Origin of the sequence: Pseudomonas sp. Nvir (assembly GCF_963778085.1) — a bacterium.
Lineage (GTDB): Bacteria > Pseudomonadota > Gammaproteobacteria > Pseudomonadales > Pseudomonadaceae > Aquipseudomonas > Aquipseudomonas juntendi.
The window spans coordinates 5,806,656-5,821,770 of sequence record NZ_OY970405.1; the positions used below are offsets into that span (position 1 = coordinate 5,806,656).

Consider the following 15,115-nt stretch of genomic DNA (forward strand, 5'->3'; position numbering starts at 1 on the left):
TTCCTGCATTAAAATGCATATTCAACCTCAAAAAAAGGGGAGCATCCGCTCCCCAGAGGTAAACCGCTTGTAGACGAGGGCCTGTATCAGCCCTCGATTTCGATCAGGATCTCGCCCGGTGTAACGCGATCGCCCTTGGCCACGTGGATGGCCACGATCTTGCCGGCGATGGCCGCCTGCACTTCGGTCTCCATCTTCATGGCTTCGGTGATCAGCACCGCCTGGCCTGCCTTGACCATGTCACCTTCCTTGACCAGCACATCGACGATGTTGCCGGGCATGGTGGTGCTGACGTGGCCTGGGGCGCTGGCCTGCTTGCGCTTGCTGCTGCCGCCGCCGACAAACTCGTTGAGCGGCTCGAACACCACCTCTTCCGGCATGCCATCGATCGACAGGTAGAAGTGGCGTTTGCCTTCGGCCTTCACACCCACACCGGTGATGTCGACGCGGTATGTTTCACCGTGCACATCGATGACGAATTCGGTCGGTACGCCTTCACCGCCTGGGGCGGCAGCCACACCGGCTTCCGGAATCGGCAGCAGGGCTTCCGGGGTCAGGGTGCCGGCTTCGCGCTCTTCGAGGAATTTGCGCCCGATATCCGGGAACATGGCGAAGGTCAGCACGTCTTCTTCGCACCGGGCCAAGGCACCGATATCGCCACGCAGCTTGGTCATCTCCGGCTTGAGCAGATCGGCCGGGCGCACGTCGATCACCTCTTCGCTGCCGATGGCCTGGCGGCGCAACTGCTCGTTGACTACGCCCGGGGCCTTGCCGTAGCCGCCCTGCAGGTAAAGCTTCACCTCGTTGGTGATGGTCTTGTAACGCTCGCCGGCCAGCACGTTGAAGAACGCCTGGGTACCGACAATCTGCGAGGTCGGGGTGACCAGCGGCGGGAAGCCAAGGTCTTCGCGGACCCGCGGAATCTCGGCCAGCACCTCATTCATGCGGTTGAGGGCGCCCTGCTCCTTGAGCTGGTTGGCCAGGTTGGAAATCATCCCGCCGGGAACCTGGTTGACCTGCACGCGTGTATCCACCGCGGTGAATTCGCTTTCGAACTGGTGGTATTTCTTGCGCACCGCGTAGAAGTACAGGCCGATTTCCTGCAACAGCTCCAAGTCCAGGCCGGTGTCGAACTCACTGCCCTTGAGCGCAGCGACCATCGATTCGGTACCTGGGTGACTGGTGCCCCAGGCGAAGCTGGAAATGGCGGTGTCGATGTGATCGGCGCCGTTTTCCACTGCCTTGAGCTGGCACATGGCAGCCAGGCCAGCCGTGTCGTGGGAGTGGATGAACACCGGCAGCGACTGCTCGGCCTTCAGGGCCTTGACCAGTTCACCGGTGGCGAACGGCGTCAGCAAGCCGGCCATGTCCTTGATCGCGATCGAGTCGCAACCCATGGCCTCCATCTGCTTGGCCTGGTTCACGAAGGCTTCGATGGTGTGCACCGGGCTGACGGTGTAGGCAATGGTGCCCTGGGCGTGCTTGCCTGCGGCCTTGACCGCTTCGATGGCCACGCGCAGGTTACGCACATCGTTCATGGCGTCGAAAATACGGAATACATCGATGCCGTTGACTGCCGCCTTGGCCACGAAGGCCCTGACCACGTCGTCGCTGTAGTGGCGGTAGCCCAGCAGGTTCTGGCCGCGCAGGAGCATTTGCAGGCGGGTGTTGGGCAGCGCAGCGCGCAGCTTGCGCAGGCGCTCCCACGGGTCTTCCTTGAGGAAGCGCACGCAGGCGTCGAAGGTGGCACCGCCCCACACTTCCAGCGACCAGTAGCCGACCTTGTCGAGCTTTTCGCAGATCGGCAGCATGTCTTCGGTACGCATGCGGGTGGCCAGCAAGGACTGGTGGGCGTCGCGCAGGATCGTGTCGGTTACGTGAATTTTCTTGGACATTGTTATCTCCTCGTAGCGGCAAGCTTGAAGCTACAAGCTGCTAGAAAAAGCTGATCTGCTTCTACTTGCAGCTTGCCGCTTACAGCTTGCTGCTGCATTCATAGGCCTGCGTGGGCGGCGATGGCAGCGGCGATGGCCAGGGCCAGCTCTTCGGGTTTGCGCTTGATCGAGTAGTTGGTCAGTTCAGGGTGGCTTTCGACGAAGCTGGTGTTGAACTGGCCGCTACGGAATTCCGGGTTACGCAAAATTTCCTGGTAGTACGCAGCGGTGGTCTTCACCCCTTGTACACGCATGTCATCCAGGGCCCGCAGGCCGCGGTCCATGGCTTCTTCCCAGGTCAGCGCCCAGACCACCAGTTTCAGGCACATGGAGTCGTAGAACGGTGGAATGGTGTAGCCGGTATAAATCGCCGTGTCGGTGCGCACGCCCGGGCCGCCAGGGGCGTAGTACCGGGTGATCTTGCCGAAGCTGGGCAGGAAGTTGTTCTTCGGGTCTTCGGCGTTGATACGGAACTGCAACGCGTAGCCGCGGTGGTGGATGTCTTCCTGCTTCACCGACAACGGCAAGCCTGAAGCAATACGGATCTGTTCACGGACGATGTCGATGCCGGTGATTTCCTCGGTGATAGTGTGCTCCACCTGCACCCGGGTGTTCATTTCCATGAAGTACACCTCGCCATCGGCGAGCAGGAACTCCACGGTGCCGGCGTTTTCGTAGTCCACTGCCTTGGCTGCACGCACCGCCAGGTCGCCGATATAGGCGCGCTGCTCAGGGGTGAGCTGTGGGCTTGGGGCGATTTCGATGAGCTTCTGGTTGCGGCGCTGGATCGAGCAGTCGCGCTCGAACAGGTGCACCACATTGCCGAAGCTGTCACCGAGAATCTGCGCCTCGATGTGCTTGGGGTTGACGATGCACTTTTCCAGGAAGACTTCGGCCGAGCCAAATGCCTTGGTTGCTTCGGAAATGACCCGCGGGAAGTTCTGCTCCAGTTCTTCACGGCTGTTGCAACGGCGGATACCACGGCCACCGCCACCCGAAGTGGCCTTGAGCATGACCGGGTAACCGATGCGGTCACCTTCGCTCAGGGCTTCGTGGATATCGGCAACGTTACCTTCGGTGCCCGGGGTTACCGGCACACCGGCGGCGATCATGGTACGGCGTGCTTCGGTCTTGTCGCCCATGCGGCGAATCACGTCGGCGGCCGGGCCAATGAACTTGATCCCGCGTTCGGCGCAAATCTCTGCCAGCTCGGCATTTTCCGACAGGAAGCCATAGCCCGGGTGCAGGGCATCGCAACCGGTTTCCACCGCCAGGTTCACCAGTTTGCGCGGGTTCAGGTACCCGGCCAGCGGCTCGGCACCAATGCTGTGCGCCTCGTCGGCACGCTTGACGTGCAGGGCGTGGCGGTCGGCGTCGGAATAGATCGCAACCGAGCGAATGCCCATCTCGGCGCATGCACGCACGATCCGAACTGCGATTTCACCTCGGTTGGCGATCAGGATTTTTTTTATCACTGGAGTCTTCCCAAAGCCGTAGGAACAGTCGAGCCGGTTCTACCGGTCGGCGCGTGACCAGACGTTGCTGGCCAGTCGCGTATTCACCCTAGCGCTGTAGGTTGATAAACAAAAATCAATATTTGTTAGGGGCTGTATTAGCAAAAGCTTATAGTTGGGTAACAAGGTATTGCCGATGAGCCGAAAACTATGCGTAAGTCCTTGATGCGTATGACTTTACGACAATTGCAGATCTTCAACGAAGTGTGTGATTTGCGTTCGTACAGCCGCGCTGCGGAAGAAATGGCGCTCACACAACCCGCCGTTAGTCTACAGATCCGGCAGCTCGAAGAGCTGATAGGCCAGCCACTGTTCGAGTACGTTGGCAAGAAGCTCTACCTGACCGAAGCAGCCGAGGCCCTGCAGCGTGCCAGCCGGGATATCTTCGGCCGGCTGGAGAGCCTGGACATGCAGCTGTCGGACATGCAGGGCTCATTGCAAGGTCAGTTGAAGCTGGCGGTCGAGTCCAGTGCCAAGTACTTCGTTCCGCACTTGTTCGCGGCCTTCAAGCAACGTCACCCGGAGGTCAACCTGACCTTGACGGTGGTCAACCGTGCCCAGGCCATTCGGCGGCTTTCCGACAACCGCGATGACCTGATCATCATGTCCATGGTGCCCCAGGACATGGGCCTGGAGTTTCTGCCCTTCCTCAACAACCCGATCGTGGCCGTGGCGCCGCCACAGCATCCGCTGTGCAAGCTGGAGCAGCTGCGCCTGCAGGATCTGGAACCGCATACCCTGCTGGTCCGCGAGCAAGGCTCAGGGACGCGCAAGGCGTGCGAGGAGTACTTCAAGGACAAGCGTGTGCATTTCACCCAGACCCTGGAAGTGGCGTCGGCCGATGCCCAACGCGAATGCGTGATCGCAGGTCTCGGGGTGGCGTTGCTGACCCGCCACGCGGTGAACTTGGAACTGGCCACCGGCGTGCTGACCGAACTGCCGGTGGAAGAGCTGCCCCTGTACCGCAGCTGGTGCGTGGTGCAGGCCAAGGCCAAGCGCCAGTCGCCGGTGGCCTTGGCGTTTCTGGCGTTCATCCGCGGCGAACGTGCGCTGATCAGCGGGCTTGTTGAACGTTTTTCGGGGAGGCTGCCGCAGACGCCTGCCACACCGTGAGCGCTTGCAGGTCTGGGTAGTCCGCCAGCTCGCGGAGCAATTGACGCTGGTCGCAATAGCTTTCGATCGCCCGCCGGTATTCCATGCGGCGCTGATCCTTTTCCTGCTGCTTGCGAGCCTTGGCGCTGGGTTGATACGTACCGTCGAAGTCACGAGCCATTGCCTGTCTCCCAGATAGGATGCGGGAGCTTCAGACTGGCCTGGCAGGTTTACGGTTTAGCGGTGAAATGGTGACAAAACAGTGAAATCTGCTTTGCCGGTGCCGGCCCCTTTCGCGGGCAAGCCCGCGAAAGGGGCCGGCACAGACTGAATTCAGTCGTCTGTAGCCTTGATCGACTTGGGCGACAAACGCAGGCTGCGCAAACTGCGTTTCACGCTTTTCAGGTGGTTGACCAGGCTCGGCCCACGCGCCATGGCCACACCCATGGCCAGTACGTCGATCACCACCAGGTGGGCAATGCGCGAGGTCAACGGGGTATAGATTTCGGTGTCTTCATGCACGTCGATCGCCAGGTTGACCGTCGACAACTCGGCCAGCGGTGTCTGGCTGGGGCACAGGGTAATCAGGTTGGCCCCGCTCTCGCGTACCAGGTTGGCGGTGATCAACAGGTCCTTGGAGCGGCCGGACTGGGAGATACACACGGCCACATCGCCCGGCTTCAAGGTCACCGCCGACATGGCCTGCATGTGCGGGTCGGAATACGCCGCCGCGCTCAGCAGCAGGCGAAAGAACTTGTGCTGAGCATCTGCCGCTACAGCCCCCGAGGCACCAAAGCCGTAGAACTCCACACGCTGAGCCTGCGCCATGGCGCTCACCGCCTGCTGCAGCGCCAGCGGGTCGAGGTGCTCGCGCACCTCCATCAGGGTGTGCAGGGTGGTGTCGAAGATTTTCAGGCTGTAGTCGGCGACCGAGTCGTCTTCGTGGATGGCGAACTGGCCGAAGCTGGCCCCGGCGGCCAGGCTCTGCGCCAGCTTCAGCTTGAGGTCCTGAAAGCCCGTGCAACCGATGGCCCTGCAGAAACGCACGATGGTGGGTTCGCTGATACCTACGCTGTGCGCCAGGTCGGCCATGGAGCTGTGCATGACGGCAGCCGGGTCGAGCAGCACGTGGTCGGCCACTTTCAGTTCCGATTTGCGCAGCAGGTGGCGCGATTGGGCGATATGTTGCAACAGATTCACGGGCTGGACTCGGTTATGATCGGCTGGCCGGGTTGTAGCTTTCTTGTAGTTATACTACATGGACGCCAACCCGCCCAGTTAAACGAACGTGGAGAGTGGCGGTTTGACTATTCCTTGCGACATTCTGGTATTCGGCGGCACCGGCGATCTGGCCCTGCACAAACTGCTTCCGGCGCTCTACCACCTGTTCCGCGAGGCCCGCCTCAACCCTGCAGTACGCGTCATCGCACTGGCCCGCCGCAACCTGCCACGCAATGACTACCTGAAGCTCGCCGAGCGCCACTGCCGGGCACAGGTTGCCCGTACCGATTTTGACGAAGAAGTGTGGCAGCGTTTTTCCGCACGCCTCGACTACTTCCCCATGGACGCGTCACAGAGCGCCGATTTCGGCCGCCTGGCGCGCTACCTGGGTGAACCCGGCGGGCTCACGCGCATCTTCTACCTGGCCACCGCACCCAAGCTGTTCGTCCCCATTGCCAACCACCTGCACACCGCCGGCCTGGCCGACGGCGAAGCACGCATCGTGCTGGAGAAGCCGATCGGCCACTCGCTGGAGTCGGCCACCGCCATCAACGAAGCGATTGGCGCGGTGTTCGAAGAAACCCAGGTATTCCGTATCGACCACTACCTGGGCAAGGAAACCGTGCAAAACCTGATGGCGCTGCGCTTTGCCAACGCCCTGCTGGAGCCGGTGTGGCGCAACAACCAAGTCGATCACGTGCAGATCAGCGTGTGCGAAACCCTGGGTGTAGAGAACCGGGGCGGCTACTACGACAAGGCCGGCGCGATCCGCGACATGCTGCAAAACCATTTGCTGCAGTTGCTGTGCCTGGTGGCCATGGAGCCACCTGCGCAGTTCGAGGCCGAAGCGGTACGCGATGAAAAAGTGAAGATACTGCGCGCGCTCAAGCCGATCACTGGCCAGGACGTGCAGGACAAGACGGTCCGTGGCCAATACGGCCCGGGGCGCATCGGCGGCCAGGAAGTGCCGGCCTATTACTTCGAAAAAGACGTCGACAATGACAGCGACACCGAAACGTTCATCGCCATCGAGGCACACATCGACAACTGGCGCTGGGCTGGGGTGCCGTTTTACCTGCGCACGGGCAAGCGCATGGCACGGCGCTCGTCGCAAATCGTCATTCAGTTCAAGCCGGTGCCCCATGAGCTGTTCAACGGTGGCCAGGTGAACCAGCTGCTGATCCAGTTGCAACCAGAGGAACGCATCAGCCTGCGCATGATGACCAAAAGCCCAGGTAAGGGCATGCGCCTTGAGCCGGTCGACCTCGACCTGAACCTGGCCCAGGTTTTCAGCCAGACCCGCCGCTGGGAGGCTTACGAGCGCCTGTTACTGGATGTGCTGGAGGGCGACTCCACGCTGTTCATGCGCCGTGATGAAGTAGAAGCCGCCTGGGCCTGGATCGACCCCGTGATCAAGGGCTGTGAAGAACACTTCCAGGCCCCACGCCCGTATGCGGCTGGCAGCAACGGGCCAGAGCAGGCTACCAGCCTGCTGGCACGCCATGGCAGGGTCTGGCATAGCTGAAAAGTTTCATGCTGTGGCTGGGCTGGGGCTTGTTGCAGGCTCTGGTCGGAAGGCGCATTTCGCCCTTCGTACTAATGGAGCTGCAGACATGATCAACAGCAAGAACTGGAAAGCCCAACATGACAGGATGCCCCCAGGGGCGCGGGTGCGGGTTGCAGGTTCCGTCACCGTCGCCAACCCTGGCGTCGACCCCGTGCTGGTCAAGCGCGACGGGCAACCGGGTACCCTGGCCCTGGACCTGGAATTGAAATCGGAAGGCGGCAGCTTCATCCAGGTGTTGTGTGACAAGGAGGTGCATTTCGAGATGCCAACCGGCGCTGAAGCCATCGCCAGCGTGGAAATTTTCCACGAAGGCGCGCTGCTTGCCGAGATCGACGAAATCCTGATCACTGCTTGATTTCGCTGACAACCGCCACGTCGGCTTGCACGCCCGGCGCGGCGGCCTTGCGCATGCACCGTTCGGCGCTTGGGCAGGTGAGTATTTATACAGTACCATTTACCCCTTCCCTGCCGCGCCCTAGAATGGCCGGATGCACACAGACGACCTCTCCCTCCTGCTGAACTCCCTCAACGATGCCCAACGCCAGGCCGTAGCGGCCGCGCTTGGGCGTCAACTGGTGCTTGCCGGCGCCGGTTCCGGTAAAACCCGCGTGCTGGTGCACCGTATCGCCTGGCTGATCCAGGTAGAGCAGGCCTCGCCGCACTCGATCCTGTCGGTGACGTTCACCAACAAGGCCGCCGCGGAAATGCGCCAGCGGATCGAGCAATTGCTGGGCATCAACCCAGCTGGCATGTGGGTCGGCACCTTCCACGGCCTGGCCCATCGCCTGCTGCGGGCACACTGGCAGGAAGCGCGGCTGGTGCAGAACTTCCAGATCCTCGACAGCGACGACCAACAGCGCCTCATCAAGCGGGTGATGCGCGAGCTGGGCCTGGATGAACAGAAGTGGCCGGCCCGCCAGGCCCAGTGGTTCATCAACGGCCAGAAGGACGAGGGGCTGCGCCCGCAACATATCCAGGCCGGTGGCGATCTGTTCCTGGCCACCATGCGCGAGGTGTATACCGCCTACGAGCAGGCCTGCGAACGCGCCGGGGTGATCGACTTTTCCGAGCTGCTGTTGCGCGCACTGGACCTGTGGCGTGACCACCCCGGCCTGCTGGAGCATTACCAGCGGCGCTTCCAGCACGTGCTGGTCGACGAGTTCCAGGACACCAACGCCGTGCAGTACGCCTGGCTGCGCCTGTTGGCACGCGGTGGCGCCAGCCTGATGGCGGTGGGCGATGACGACCAGTCGATCTACGGCTGGCGCGGCGCCAAGATCGAGAACATCCACCAGTACACCGCCGACTTCCCCGACGCCGAAATGATCCGCCTGGAGCAGAACTACCGCTCCACCGGCGGCATCCTCAAGGCTGCCAACGCGCTGATTGCCAACAACAGCGGGCGCTTGGGCAAAGAGCTGTGGACCGACCTGGGTGAAGGCGAACCCCTGACCCTGTACGCGGCCTACAACGAGCACGACGAAGCACGCTACGTGGTGGAAACCATCGAAGGCCTGATCAAGCAGGGTAACGCGCGCAACGACATCGCCATCCTGTACCGCTCCAACGCCCAGTCACGGGTGCTGGAAGAAGCCTTGCTGCGCGAACGCGTGCCGTACCGCATCTATGGCGGCCAACGCTTCTTCGAGCGCGCCGAAATCAAGAACGCCATGGCCTACCTGCGCTTGATCGAAGGGCGTGGCAACGATGCCGCACTGGAGCGGGTAATCAACGTACCCCCACGCGGCATTGGCGAAAAAACCGTCGAAGCCATCCGCGAGCACGCCCGCCACAGCCAGCTTTCCATGTGGGGGGCCATGTGCCAGCTGATCGCCGCCAAGGCGTTGAAAGGCCGCGCCGCCAGCGCATTGGGGGCCTTCATCGAACTGATCGAAGGGCTGGCTGCCAAGGTTGCGGACATGCCGCTGCATACCATGACCCAGACCACCATCGAGCAGTCCGGGCTGATTACCTATCACCAGGAAGAAAAGGGTGAAAAGGGCCAGGCACGGGTAGAAAACCTTGAGGAACTGGTCAGCGCAGCGCGCAACTTCGAATCCACCGAAGAAGATGCCGACCTCTCTCCGCTCTCGGCTTTCCTCGGCCATGCTTCGCTGGAAGCCGGCGACAGCCAGGCGGACGAACATGAGGACAGCATCCAACTGATGACCTTGCACAGCGCCAAGGGCCTGGAGTTCCCCTACGTATTCCTGGTCGGCATGGAAGAAGGGCTGTTCCCGCACAAGATGAGCCTTGAGGAACCTGGCCGCCTGGAAGAGGAACGCCGCCTGGCCTATGTCGGCATCACCCGTGCGATGCGCCAACTGGTCATGACATATGCCGAGACACGCCGCCTGTATGGCAGCGAAACCTACAACAAGGTGTCGCGCTTCGTTCGCGAAATTCCACCGGGGCTGGTTCAGGAAGTACGCCTTTCCAACAGCGTCAGCCGCCCGTTCGGCGCCCCCAAGACAGCCACCAACAGCCACCTGTTCGACAATGCCAACATCCCGCAAACCGCCTTCAACCTCGGCCAGCGGGTGCAGCACGCGGTGTTTGGCGAAGGTGTGATCCTCAACTTCGAGGGCTCCGGCGCCCAGGCACGGGTGCAGGTGAATTTTGCCGAAGGCAGCAAATGGCTGATGCTGGGGTATGCCAAACTCGAGGCGATCTGACGCCTGTGCCAGTACCGTTCCTTGCAGCGGCTGCCTTTTTGGGGGCGCGCTCAAGGGCGGTGGTGCCGGCGTTGTAACATTCAGGCAAAAGCTGGAAACATTATGTCGCTGGTCATGTGCCCGGGAACCTGTGCACCATGACGCGCGTGCAATCCACAACAGGGGATATCCCAATTATGCAACGTTTTCTTAGCATCGCACTGGCGCTTTGCGTCGGCCTGACGCTGAGCCTGGACGCCAACGCCAAGCGTTTCGGCGGCGGCAAGAGCTCGGGCTCCGCGCCTATTCACCAGACCCGCCAGGCCACACCAACCGCGCCAGCCGCCGCGCCGACCGCACCTGGTCGTGCCGCCCCGGCCGCCAGCGGTGCTTCGCGCTGGTTGGGCCCACTCGCTGGCCTGGCCGCCGGCGGCCTGCTGGCGTCCATGTTCATGGGCGACGGTTTCGAGGGCTTCCAGATCATGGACTTCCTGATCGTGGCGCTCATCGCCTTCCTGGTGTTCCGCTTCATTGCCGCGCGTCGTCGCCAGCAGCAACCGCAAATGGCAATGCCAGGCCACGCGCCGATGCAGCGTGAAGCCCACGGCCAGCCTGCACAGCCGTCGGTGTTCGGTGGTTCGGCCGCGCCTGCCGCCGCCCCGGTGATCAACGCACCTGCCTGGTTCAACGAACAGAGCTTCCTGGCTGCCGCTCGCAACCACTTCCAGTCGCTGCAGCAGCACTGGGATGCCAACGAGATGGACAAGATCGCCGAGTTCGTCACGCCGCAGATGCTTGAGTTCCTCAAGCGTGAGCGCGCCGAGTTGGGTGATGGCTTCCAGTCCACCTACATCGACAACCTCGAAGTGCAACTGGACGGCGTCGATGACCGCCCGGACCGCACCGACGCCACCCTGACCTTCCGCGGCGTGTCGAAAAACTCGCGCTTCGACCAGGGCGAAGTGTTCAGCGAAAGCTGGCACATGGTGCGTGCCCCAGGTGAGAACCAGCCTTGGCTGGTAGCCGGTATCCGTCAAAACAGCTAACCGCTGCGCGCCGTACCAAGAACCCCGGGCCTGCCCCGGGGTTTTTGCTTTTGTCAGAGTGGCCTACTAGGGTATAACGCGCAAAGTTGTCATCTAGGTCAGAGGAAGTGAACCGTGGAAGAAGTGATCGAACAACTCCGTGAAGCCAACGAGCCGGTACCGGTACCTTTGGAGCTTCCCGATGAGGACCAGCTGGTGGAGATCGAAGAGCAGCTGTTCATCAACATTCCATACGTGTTCAAAGAGTTTTTGCTGACTGTGAGCGATGTGGTGTACGGCTCACTGGAGCCGGTAACTTGCACCGATCCACAGTCGCACACCTACCTGCCCGATGTGGCGGCCAACGCCTGGGATGCCGGCGTACCGCGTGAGCTGATCCCGTTGTGCCAGGACGGCGACAACTACTACTGCGTCGAGGAAGATGGCACCGTGGTGTTGTGGGATGCCGAGGAAGAGCTGGTCGGTGAGGACAGCTGGGAATCGGTATGGCACTGGGCACGGGATGTGTGGCTGGAAAGCTGATCTTCCCCACCAATTCCGGTGCAGCGGCGCCTACAGGTACCCACAACGGCCAAGCGTGTGGTGAACCGGTAGGCGCCGCTGTCGCTGCGGCCGGGTGGCACTCAGTGCGAGTTCTCGCGGCTGTTCTCCAGCGTTTCCAGCAAGGCGATCTGCATGCGCGTGTGCACGCGAATGAGCCAGCGCCACAGCAAGGCCACCACCACCGCAGCGACCACGGCAATCACCAACAGCAATTCGTTGGTCGGCAAGATGCTCGCTGACAATGCCGACAACAGCAGGAAAATCACCAGTAACGACAACAGCGGAATCACTTCGGCAATCACCCGCCGCACCCGCTGGGTATGCCGCCCGGCCATTTCCGGCTTCACGCCCATCTCGGCCAGCAGCATCGACAGCGCCTTGAGCTTGCGGTAGGCCGCGATCAGGAACGGCAGCGACAGCAATAACGCCGCGCCCCAGATCATCGCCTTCTGCTGGCTGATGTCGCTGACCCATTCGCTGAGCCAGTTACCGATGCGCCCGGCAAAATAGCCGCCGCTGAAGAAGATCGCGATCACCAGCGCCAGGTTCACCCCAACCTGCAGGAGGATGCGCCGGATCATTGCCGCGAGCATGGCACCCTCGCCCTGCGGTTGAATGTTGCGCAACCACTCGCCATACAACGACAGCACCCGCGCCAGGCGCCCGGGCACGACATTGCCCAGTTTTTGCGAAAGCGGGTCGGCTGCGCGGATCAGGTAGGGCGTAAGCAGGGTGGTGATAGCCGATACGGCGACCGCCACGGGGTACAGGAAGTCGCTGGTTACCTGCAGGGTCATGCCCAGCGCGGCAATGATGAAGGAGAATTCGCCAATCTGCGAAAGCCCCATGCCCACGCGCAGCGAGGTACGCCCATCGTTACCGGCAATGAACGCGCCCATGCCGCAGGACACCATCTTGCCCAATACCACCGCCAGGGTAATGACCACAATCGGCCAAGCGTATTCGACCAGCACCTGCGGGTCGATCATCAAGCCGATGGCGACGAAGAAAATGGCGCTGAACAGGTCGCGTACGGGTTCGATCAGGCGCTCGATCTTCAGCAACTGGCGTGACTCGGCCATGATCGCGCCAATCAGGAAGGCGCCCAGGACCATGCTGTATTCCAGCTTGACGACCAGCAGGCAGAAGCCGAAGCACAGCCCCAGCACGGTAATCAGCAACATCTCGTTGCTCTCGAACCGGGCCACATAGGCCAGCAGGCGCGGCACCAGCAGAATACCGATGACCAAGGCAACGATCATGAACAACGACAGCTTGCCGACAGTGGAGAATACCTCCCCCGAGCTGACCGTGCCGCTGACGGCGATACCTGAGAGCAGGGCAATGATGCCAATGCCAAGAATGTCCTCGACGATGAGCACGCCAAAGATCAGCTGGGCAAAGCGCTCGTTCTTCATCTTCAGGTCGTTGAGCGCCTTGACGATGATGGTGGTCGAGGAAATGGCCAGGATGGCACCCAGGAACAGCGAGTCCATGGTGTTCCAGCCAAACCAGCGGCCGATCTCGAAGCCGATCCAGATCATCAGCACAATTTCGAGGAACGCCGCGATGAACGCCGTGGCGCCCACCTTGAACAACTTGCGCAGGCTGAACTCGAGCCCCAGGCAGAACATCAGGAAGATCACCCCCAGCTCGGCGAGGGTCTTGATGGTGTCTTCGTCGTGGATAAGGCCGAATGGCGGGGTGTGCGGGCCGATGATGAAGCCGGCGACAATATAACCAAGCACGACCGGCTGTTTGAGGCGGTGAAACAGGATGGTGACCACGCCAGCGACCAGCATGATGACTGCCAGGTCCTGGATGAAGCTGATGGCATGCATGGCGTGATACTCCTTTTCTCGTCTTTTATGAATGCCTGGGCAAACCGCTCCTCTGCCGGGGCAAACCTGAGCGAGCAGCAAGTACATACTGTATTGAATGCAGGAACGCCCATGGTGCATGGGCGTACTCAGGTTAACATCGCGATCGGCTGCAAAAAGCCGGCGCAATATGCAGAAACAGATCGGCTGGAAAAGCGCCGCTGATGGCATGATCAGCGTGACCGCTACGCCCCCGGCAACGTCCCGTAGCAACGAGGCAAATTCACAAGAGGGAAAAACCGTGTCAGCAGATCACCCCCTCCATTCGCCCGATTCAGCGCAACCTAACCGTGAGCACCTTATGGAACCTGGAAACGCCCAGCTGAGCATGACCGTCCTGATGACCCCGGACATGGCCAACTTTTCTGGCAACGTACATGGCGGCACCCTGCTCAAATACCTCGACGAAGTGGCCTATGCATGCGCCAGCCGTTATGCAGGCAGCTATGTGGTGACATTGTCGGTGGACCAGGTGATCTTCCGCGAGCCAGTACACGTGGGCGAGCTGGTGACGTCCCTGGCGTCCGTCAACTACACCGGCAATACCTCGATGGAAGTGGGCATCAAAGTGGTGACCGAGAACATTCGCGAGCGCTCGGTGCGCCACTCCAACAGCTGCTTCTTCACCATGGTAGCGGTGGACGACAATCGCCGCCCTGTGCCGGTACCGCCGCGTCAGCCGCAAAGCAGCGAAGAAAAGCGCCGCTTCCTGCAGGGGCAGCAGCGCCGCCAGATCCGCCAGGAACTGGAAAAGCGCTACCAGGACCTGAAAACCGACGCTATTTAAAAAGCCAGCAACTGCGCTTCGAAGCGCACACGCGGGTGGGCGATGCGATCCTGGGCCCGTACCAGCTGCAGCTCGTAGCTGGCGCAGGCCTGGGTTTCCAACAGCACTTCATGCACCGCGGCGGCAGTGAACTCGAATGCCTGCACCCAGCTGTCGCCCAGCAATACCCTGGCCAGGAACAGCCCGGAAGTCAGGTCGCCGACCCCCACTGGCTGACGCGGAAACGCCAGCAGCGGGCGCCGCAGGTGCCAGCAGTGCTGGGCCGTCACCAGCAGCATTTCGAACTGGTCCTCGCACCGCCCGGGGTAGGCCAGGTGCTTGACCACGACCACCTGCGGCCCGCGCTGCAGCAAGCTGCGCGCCATGTGCACGCAATCCTCCAGTGACTGCGCGCGGCGCCCACAGAAGCTGTCCAGCTCCAGCTGGTTGGGGCACAGGATGTCGGCCTTGGCCACCGCTTCGTCGAGCAGGAACTGGCTGACCTCTGGCGGTACGATGCAACCCTTCTCGGCGTGCCCCATGACCGGGTCACAGAGGTACAACGCCTTGGGGTTCACCGCTTTGATCCGCTGTACCCCGGCCAGGATCGCCCGCCCTTGTTCGGCACTGCCCAGGTACCCGGAAAGCACCGCATCGCAGTGCCCCAGTTCACCGATGTTGGAAATACCTTCGACCAACGCAGGAATTTGCGCTGGAGCAAGCACATCGCCCGCCCACTGGCCATACTGTGTGTGGTTGGAGAACTGCACGGTATTGAGCGGCCACACGTTGACCCCGATCCGCTGCATGGGGAACACCGCGGCGCTGTTGCCGGCGTGGCCGAACACCACATGGGACTGGATGGCGAGCAGGTGCGGAGTACGTTTCATGCGGGTGT

At 61.6% G+C, this 15,115-nt stretch carries 14 protein-coding genes; 8 read left to right on the forward strand and 6 right to left on the reverse strand.

From position 1 onward, the window contains the following. Nucleotides 1-86 precede the first annotated feature (86 nt). Both oadA and AACG97_RS27685 read right to left on the reverse strand, forming a co-directional pair. A complete protein-coding gene (oadA, locus tag AACG97_RS27680) occupies nucleotides 87-1,895 on the reverse strand; it encodes a sodium-extruding oxaloacetate decarboxylase subunit alpha (RefSeq protein WP_197884906.1) in 1,809 nt (602 codons plus the stop codon). Between the two features lie 98 nt (nucleotides 1,896-1,993). Further along, the gene (locus AACG97_RS27685; RefSeq protein ID WP_009684483.1) at nucleotides 1,994-3,409 is read right to left on the reverse strand and encodes an acetyl-CoA carboxylase biotin carboxylase subunit; all 1,416 of its coding nucleotides are present in this window, start codon (nucleotides 3,407-3,409) and stop codon (nucleotides 1,994-1,996) included. Nucleotides 3,410-3,613: 204 nt separating this feature from the next. Here AACG97_RS27685 and AACG97_RS27690 point away from each other — a divergent pair, with 204 nt between their 5' ends. Continuing rightward, nucleotides 3,614-4,561 (forward strand): LysR family transcriptional regulator, encoded by a 948-nt coding sequence (locus AACG97_RS27690; protein ID WP_161891643.1) that lies wholly within the window; start codon nucleotides 3,614-3,616, stop codon nucleotides 4,559-4,561. On the opposite strand, the gene AACG97_RS27695 is transcribed toward AACG97_RS27690, so the two are convergent. Together AACG97_RS27695 and hexR are read right to left on the reverse strand one after the other, a co-directional pair. After that, nucleotides 4,503-4,721, reverse strand: a complete 219-nt coding sequence (locus AACG97_RS27695; protein ID WP_080709225.1) for a PA3496 family putative envelope integrity protein — start codon at nucleotides 4,719-4,721, stop codon at nucleotides 4,503-4,505. The two genes, AACG97_RS27690 and AACG97_RS27695, sit on opposite strands and share 59 nt — an antisense overlap. A 152-nt stretch (nucleotides 4,722-4,873) precedes the next feature. Then, nucleotides 4,874-5,740, reverse strand: coding sequence for a transcriptional regulator HexR (hexR, locus tag AACG97_RS27700; RefSeq protein WP_009683527.1), 867 nt, complete (start codon nucleotides 5,738-5,740; stop codon nucleotides 4,874-4,876). Nucleotides 5,741-5,843: 103 nt separating this feature from the next. Here hexR and zwf point away from each other — a divergent pair, with 103 nt between their 5' ends. The 5 genes from zwf (at nucleotide 5,844) to AACG97_RS27725 (ending at nucleotide 11,550) form a co-directional block, all read left to right on the forward strand. Next, the gene (zwf, locus tag AACG97_RS27705) at nucleotides 5,844-7,286 is read left to right on the forward strand and encodes a glucose-6-phosphate dehydrogenase (protein ID WP_197884907.1); all 1,443 of its coding nucleotides are present in this window, start codon (nucleotides 5,844-5,846) and stop codon (nucleotides 7,284-7,286) included. A gap of 88 nt (nucleotides 7,287-7,374) precedes the next feature. Beyond that, a complete protein-coding gene (locus AACG97_RS27710; protein ID WP_009683530.1) occupies nucleotides 7,375-7,683 on the forward strand; it encodes a hypothetical protein in 309 nt (102 codons plus the stop codon). Nucleotides 7,684-7,816: 133 nt separating this feature from the next. Next, the gene (gene uvrD / locus AACG97_RS27715; RefSeq protein ID WP_009683531.1) at nucleotides 7,817-10,003 is read left to right on the forward strand and encodes a DNA helicase II; all 2,187 of its coding nucleotides are present in this window, start codon (nucleotides 7,817-7,819) and stop codon (nucleotides 10,001-10,003) included. Nucleotides 10,004-10,179: 176 nt separating this feature from the next. Further along, complete coding sequence (locus tag AACG97_RS27720) at nucleotides 10,180-11,028, forward strand: Tim44 domain-containing protein (protein ID WP_115295151.1); 849 nt, start codon at nucleotides 10,180-10,182, stop codon at nucleotides 11,026-11,028. Between the two features lie 114 nt (nucleotides 11,029-11,142). Next, the gene (locus AACG97_RS27725) at nucleotides 11,143-11,550 is read left to right on the forward strand and encodes an SMI1/KNR4 family protein (protein WP_054913664.1); all 408 of its coding nucleotides are present in this window, start codon (nucleotides 11,143-11,145) and stop codon (nucleotides 11,548-11,550) included. A 101-nt stretch (nucleotides 11,551-11,651) separates the two neighbouring features. Here AACG97_RS27725 and AACG97_RS27730 read toward each other — a convergent pair whose 3' ends face one another. Continuing rightward, nucleotides 11,652-13,412, reverse strand: a complete 1,761-nt coding sequence (locus tag AACG97_RS27730; RefSeq protein ID WP_009683534.1) for a cation:proton antiporter — start codon at nucleotides 13,410-13,412, stop codon at nucleotides 11,652-11,654. On the opposite strand from AACG97_RS27730, the gene AACG97_RS27735 reads away from it, so the two are divergent. Beyond that, nucleotides 13,407-13,616 carry a hypothetical protein gene (locus AACG97_RS27735; RefSeq protein WP_125854445.1) on the forward strand — a complete coding sequence of 70 codons (210 nt, stop codon included), beginning with the start codon at nucleotides 13,407-13,409 and terminating at the stop codon, nucleotides 13,614-13,616. The genes AACG97_RS27730 and AACG97_RS27735 overlap by 6 nt on opposite strands. A gap of 136 nt (nucleotides 13,617-13,752) precedes the next feature. Then, complete coding sequence (locus AACG97_RS27740) at nucleotides 13,753-14,238, forward strand: acyl-CoA thioesterase (protein ID WP_232555022.1); 486 nt, start codon at nucleotides 13,753-13,755, stop codon at nucleotides 14,236-14,238. On the opposite strand, the gene pdxY is transcribed toward AACG97_RS27740, so the two are convergent. Continuing rightward, complete coding sequence (gene pdxY, locus AACG97_RS27745) at nucleotides 14,235-15,107, reverse strand: pyridoxal kinase PdxY (protein ID WP_009683537.1); 873 nt, start codon at nucleotides 15,105-15,107, stop codon at nucleotides 14,235-14,237. The two genes, AACG97_RS27740 and pdxY, sit on opposite strands and share 4 nt — an antisense overlap. Between the last annotated feature and the right edge of the window lie 8 nt (nucleotides 15,108-15,115).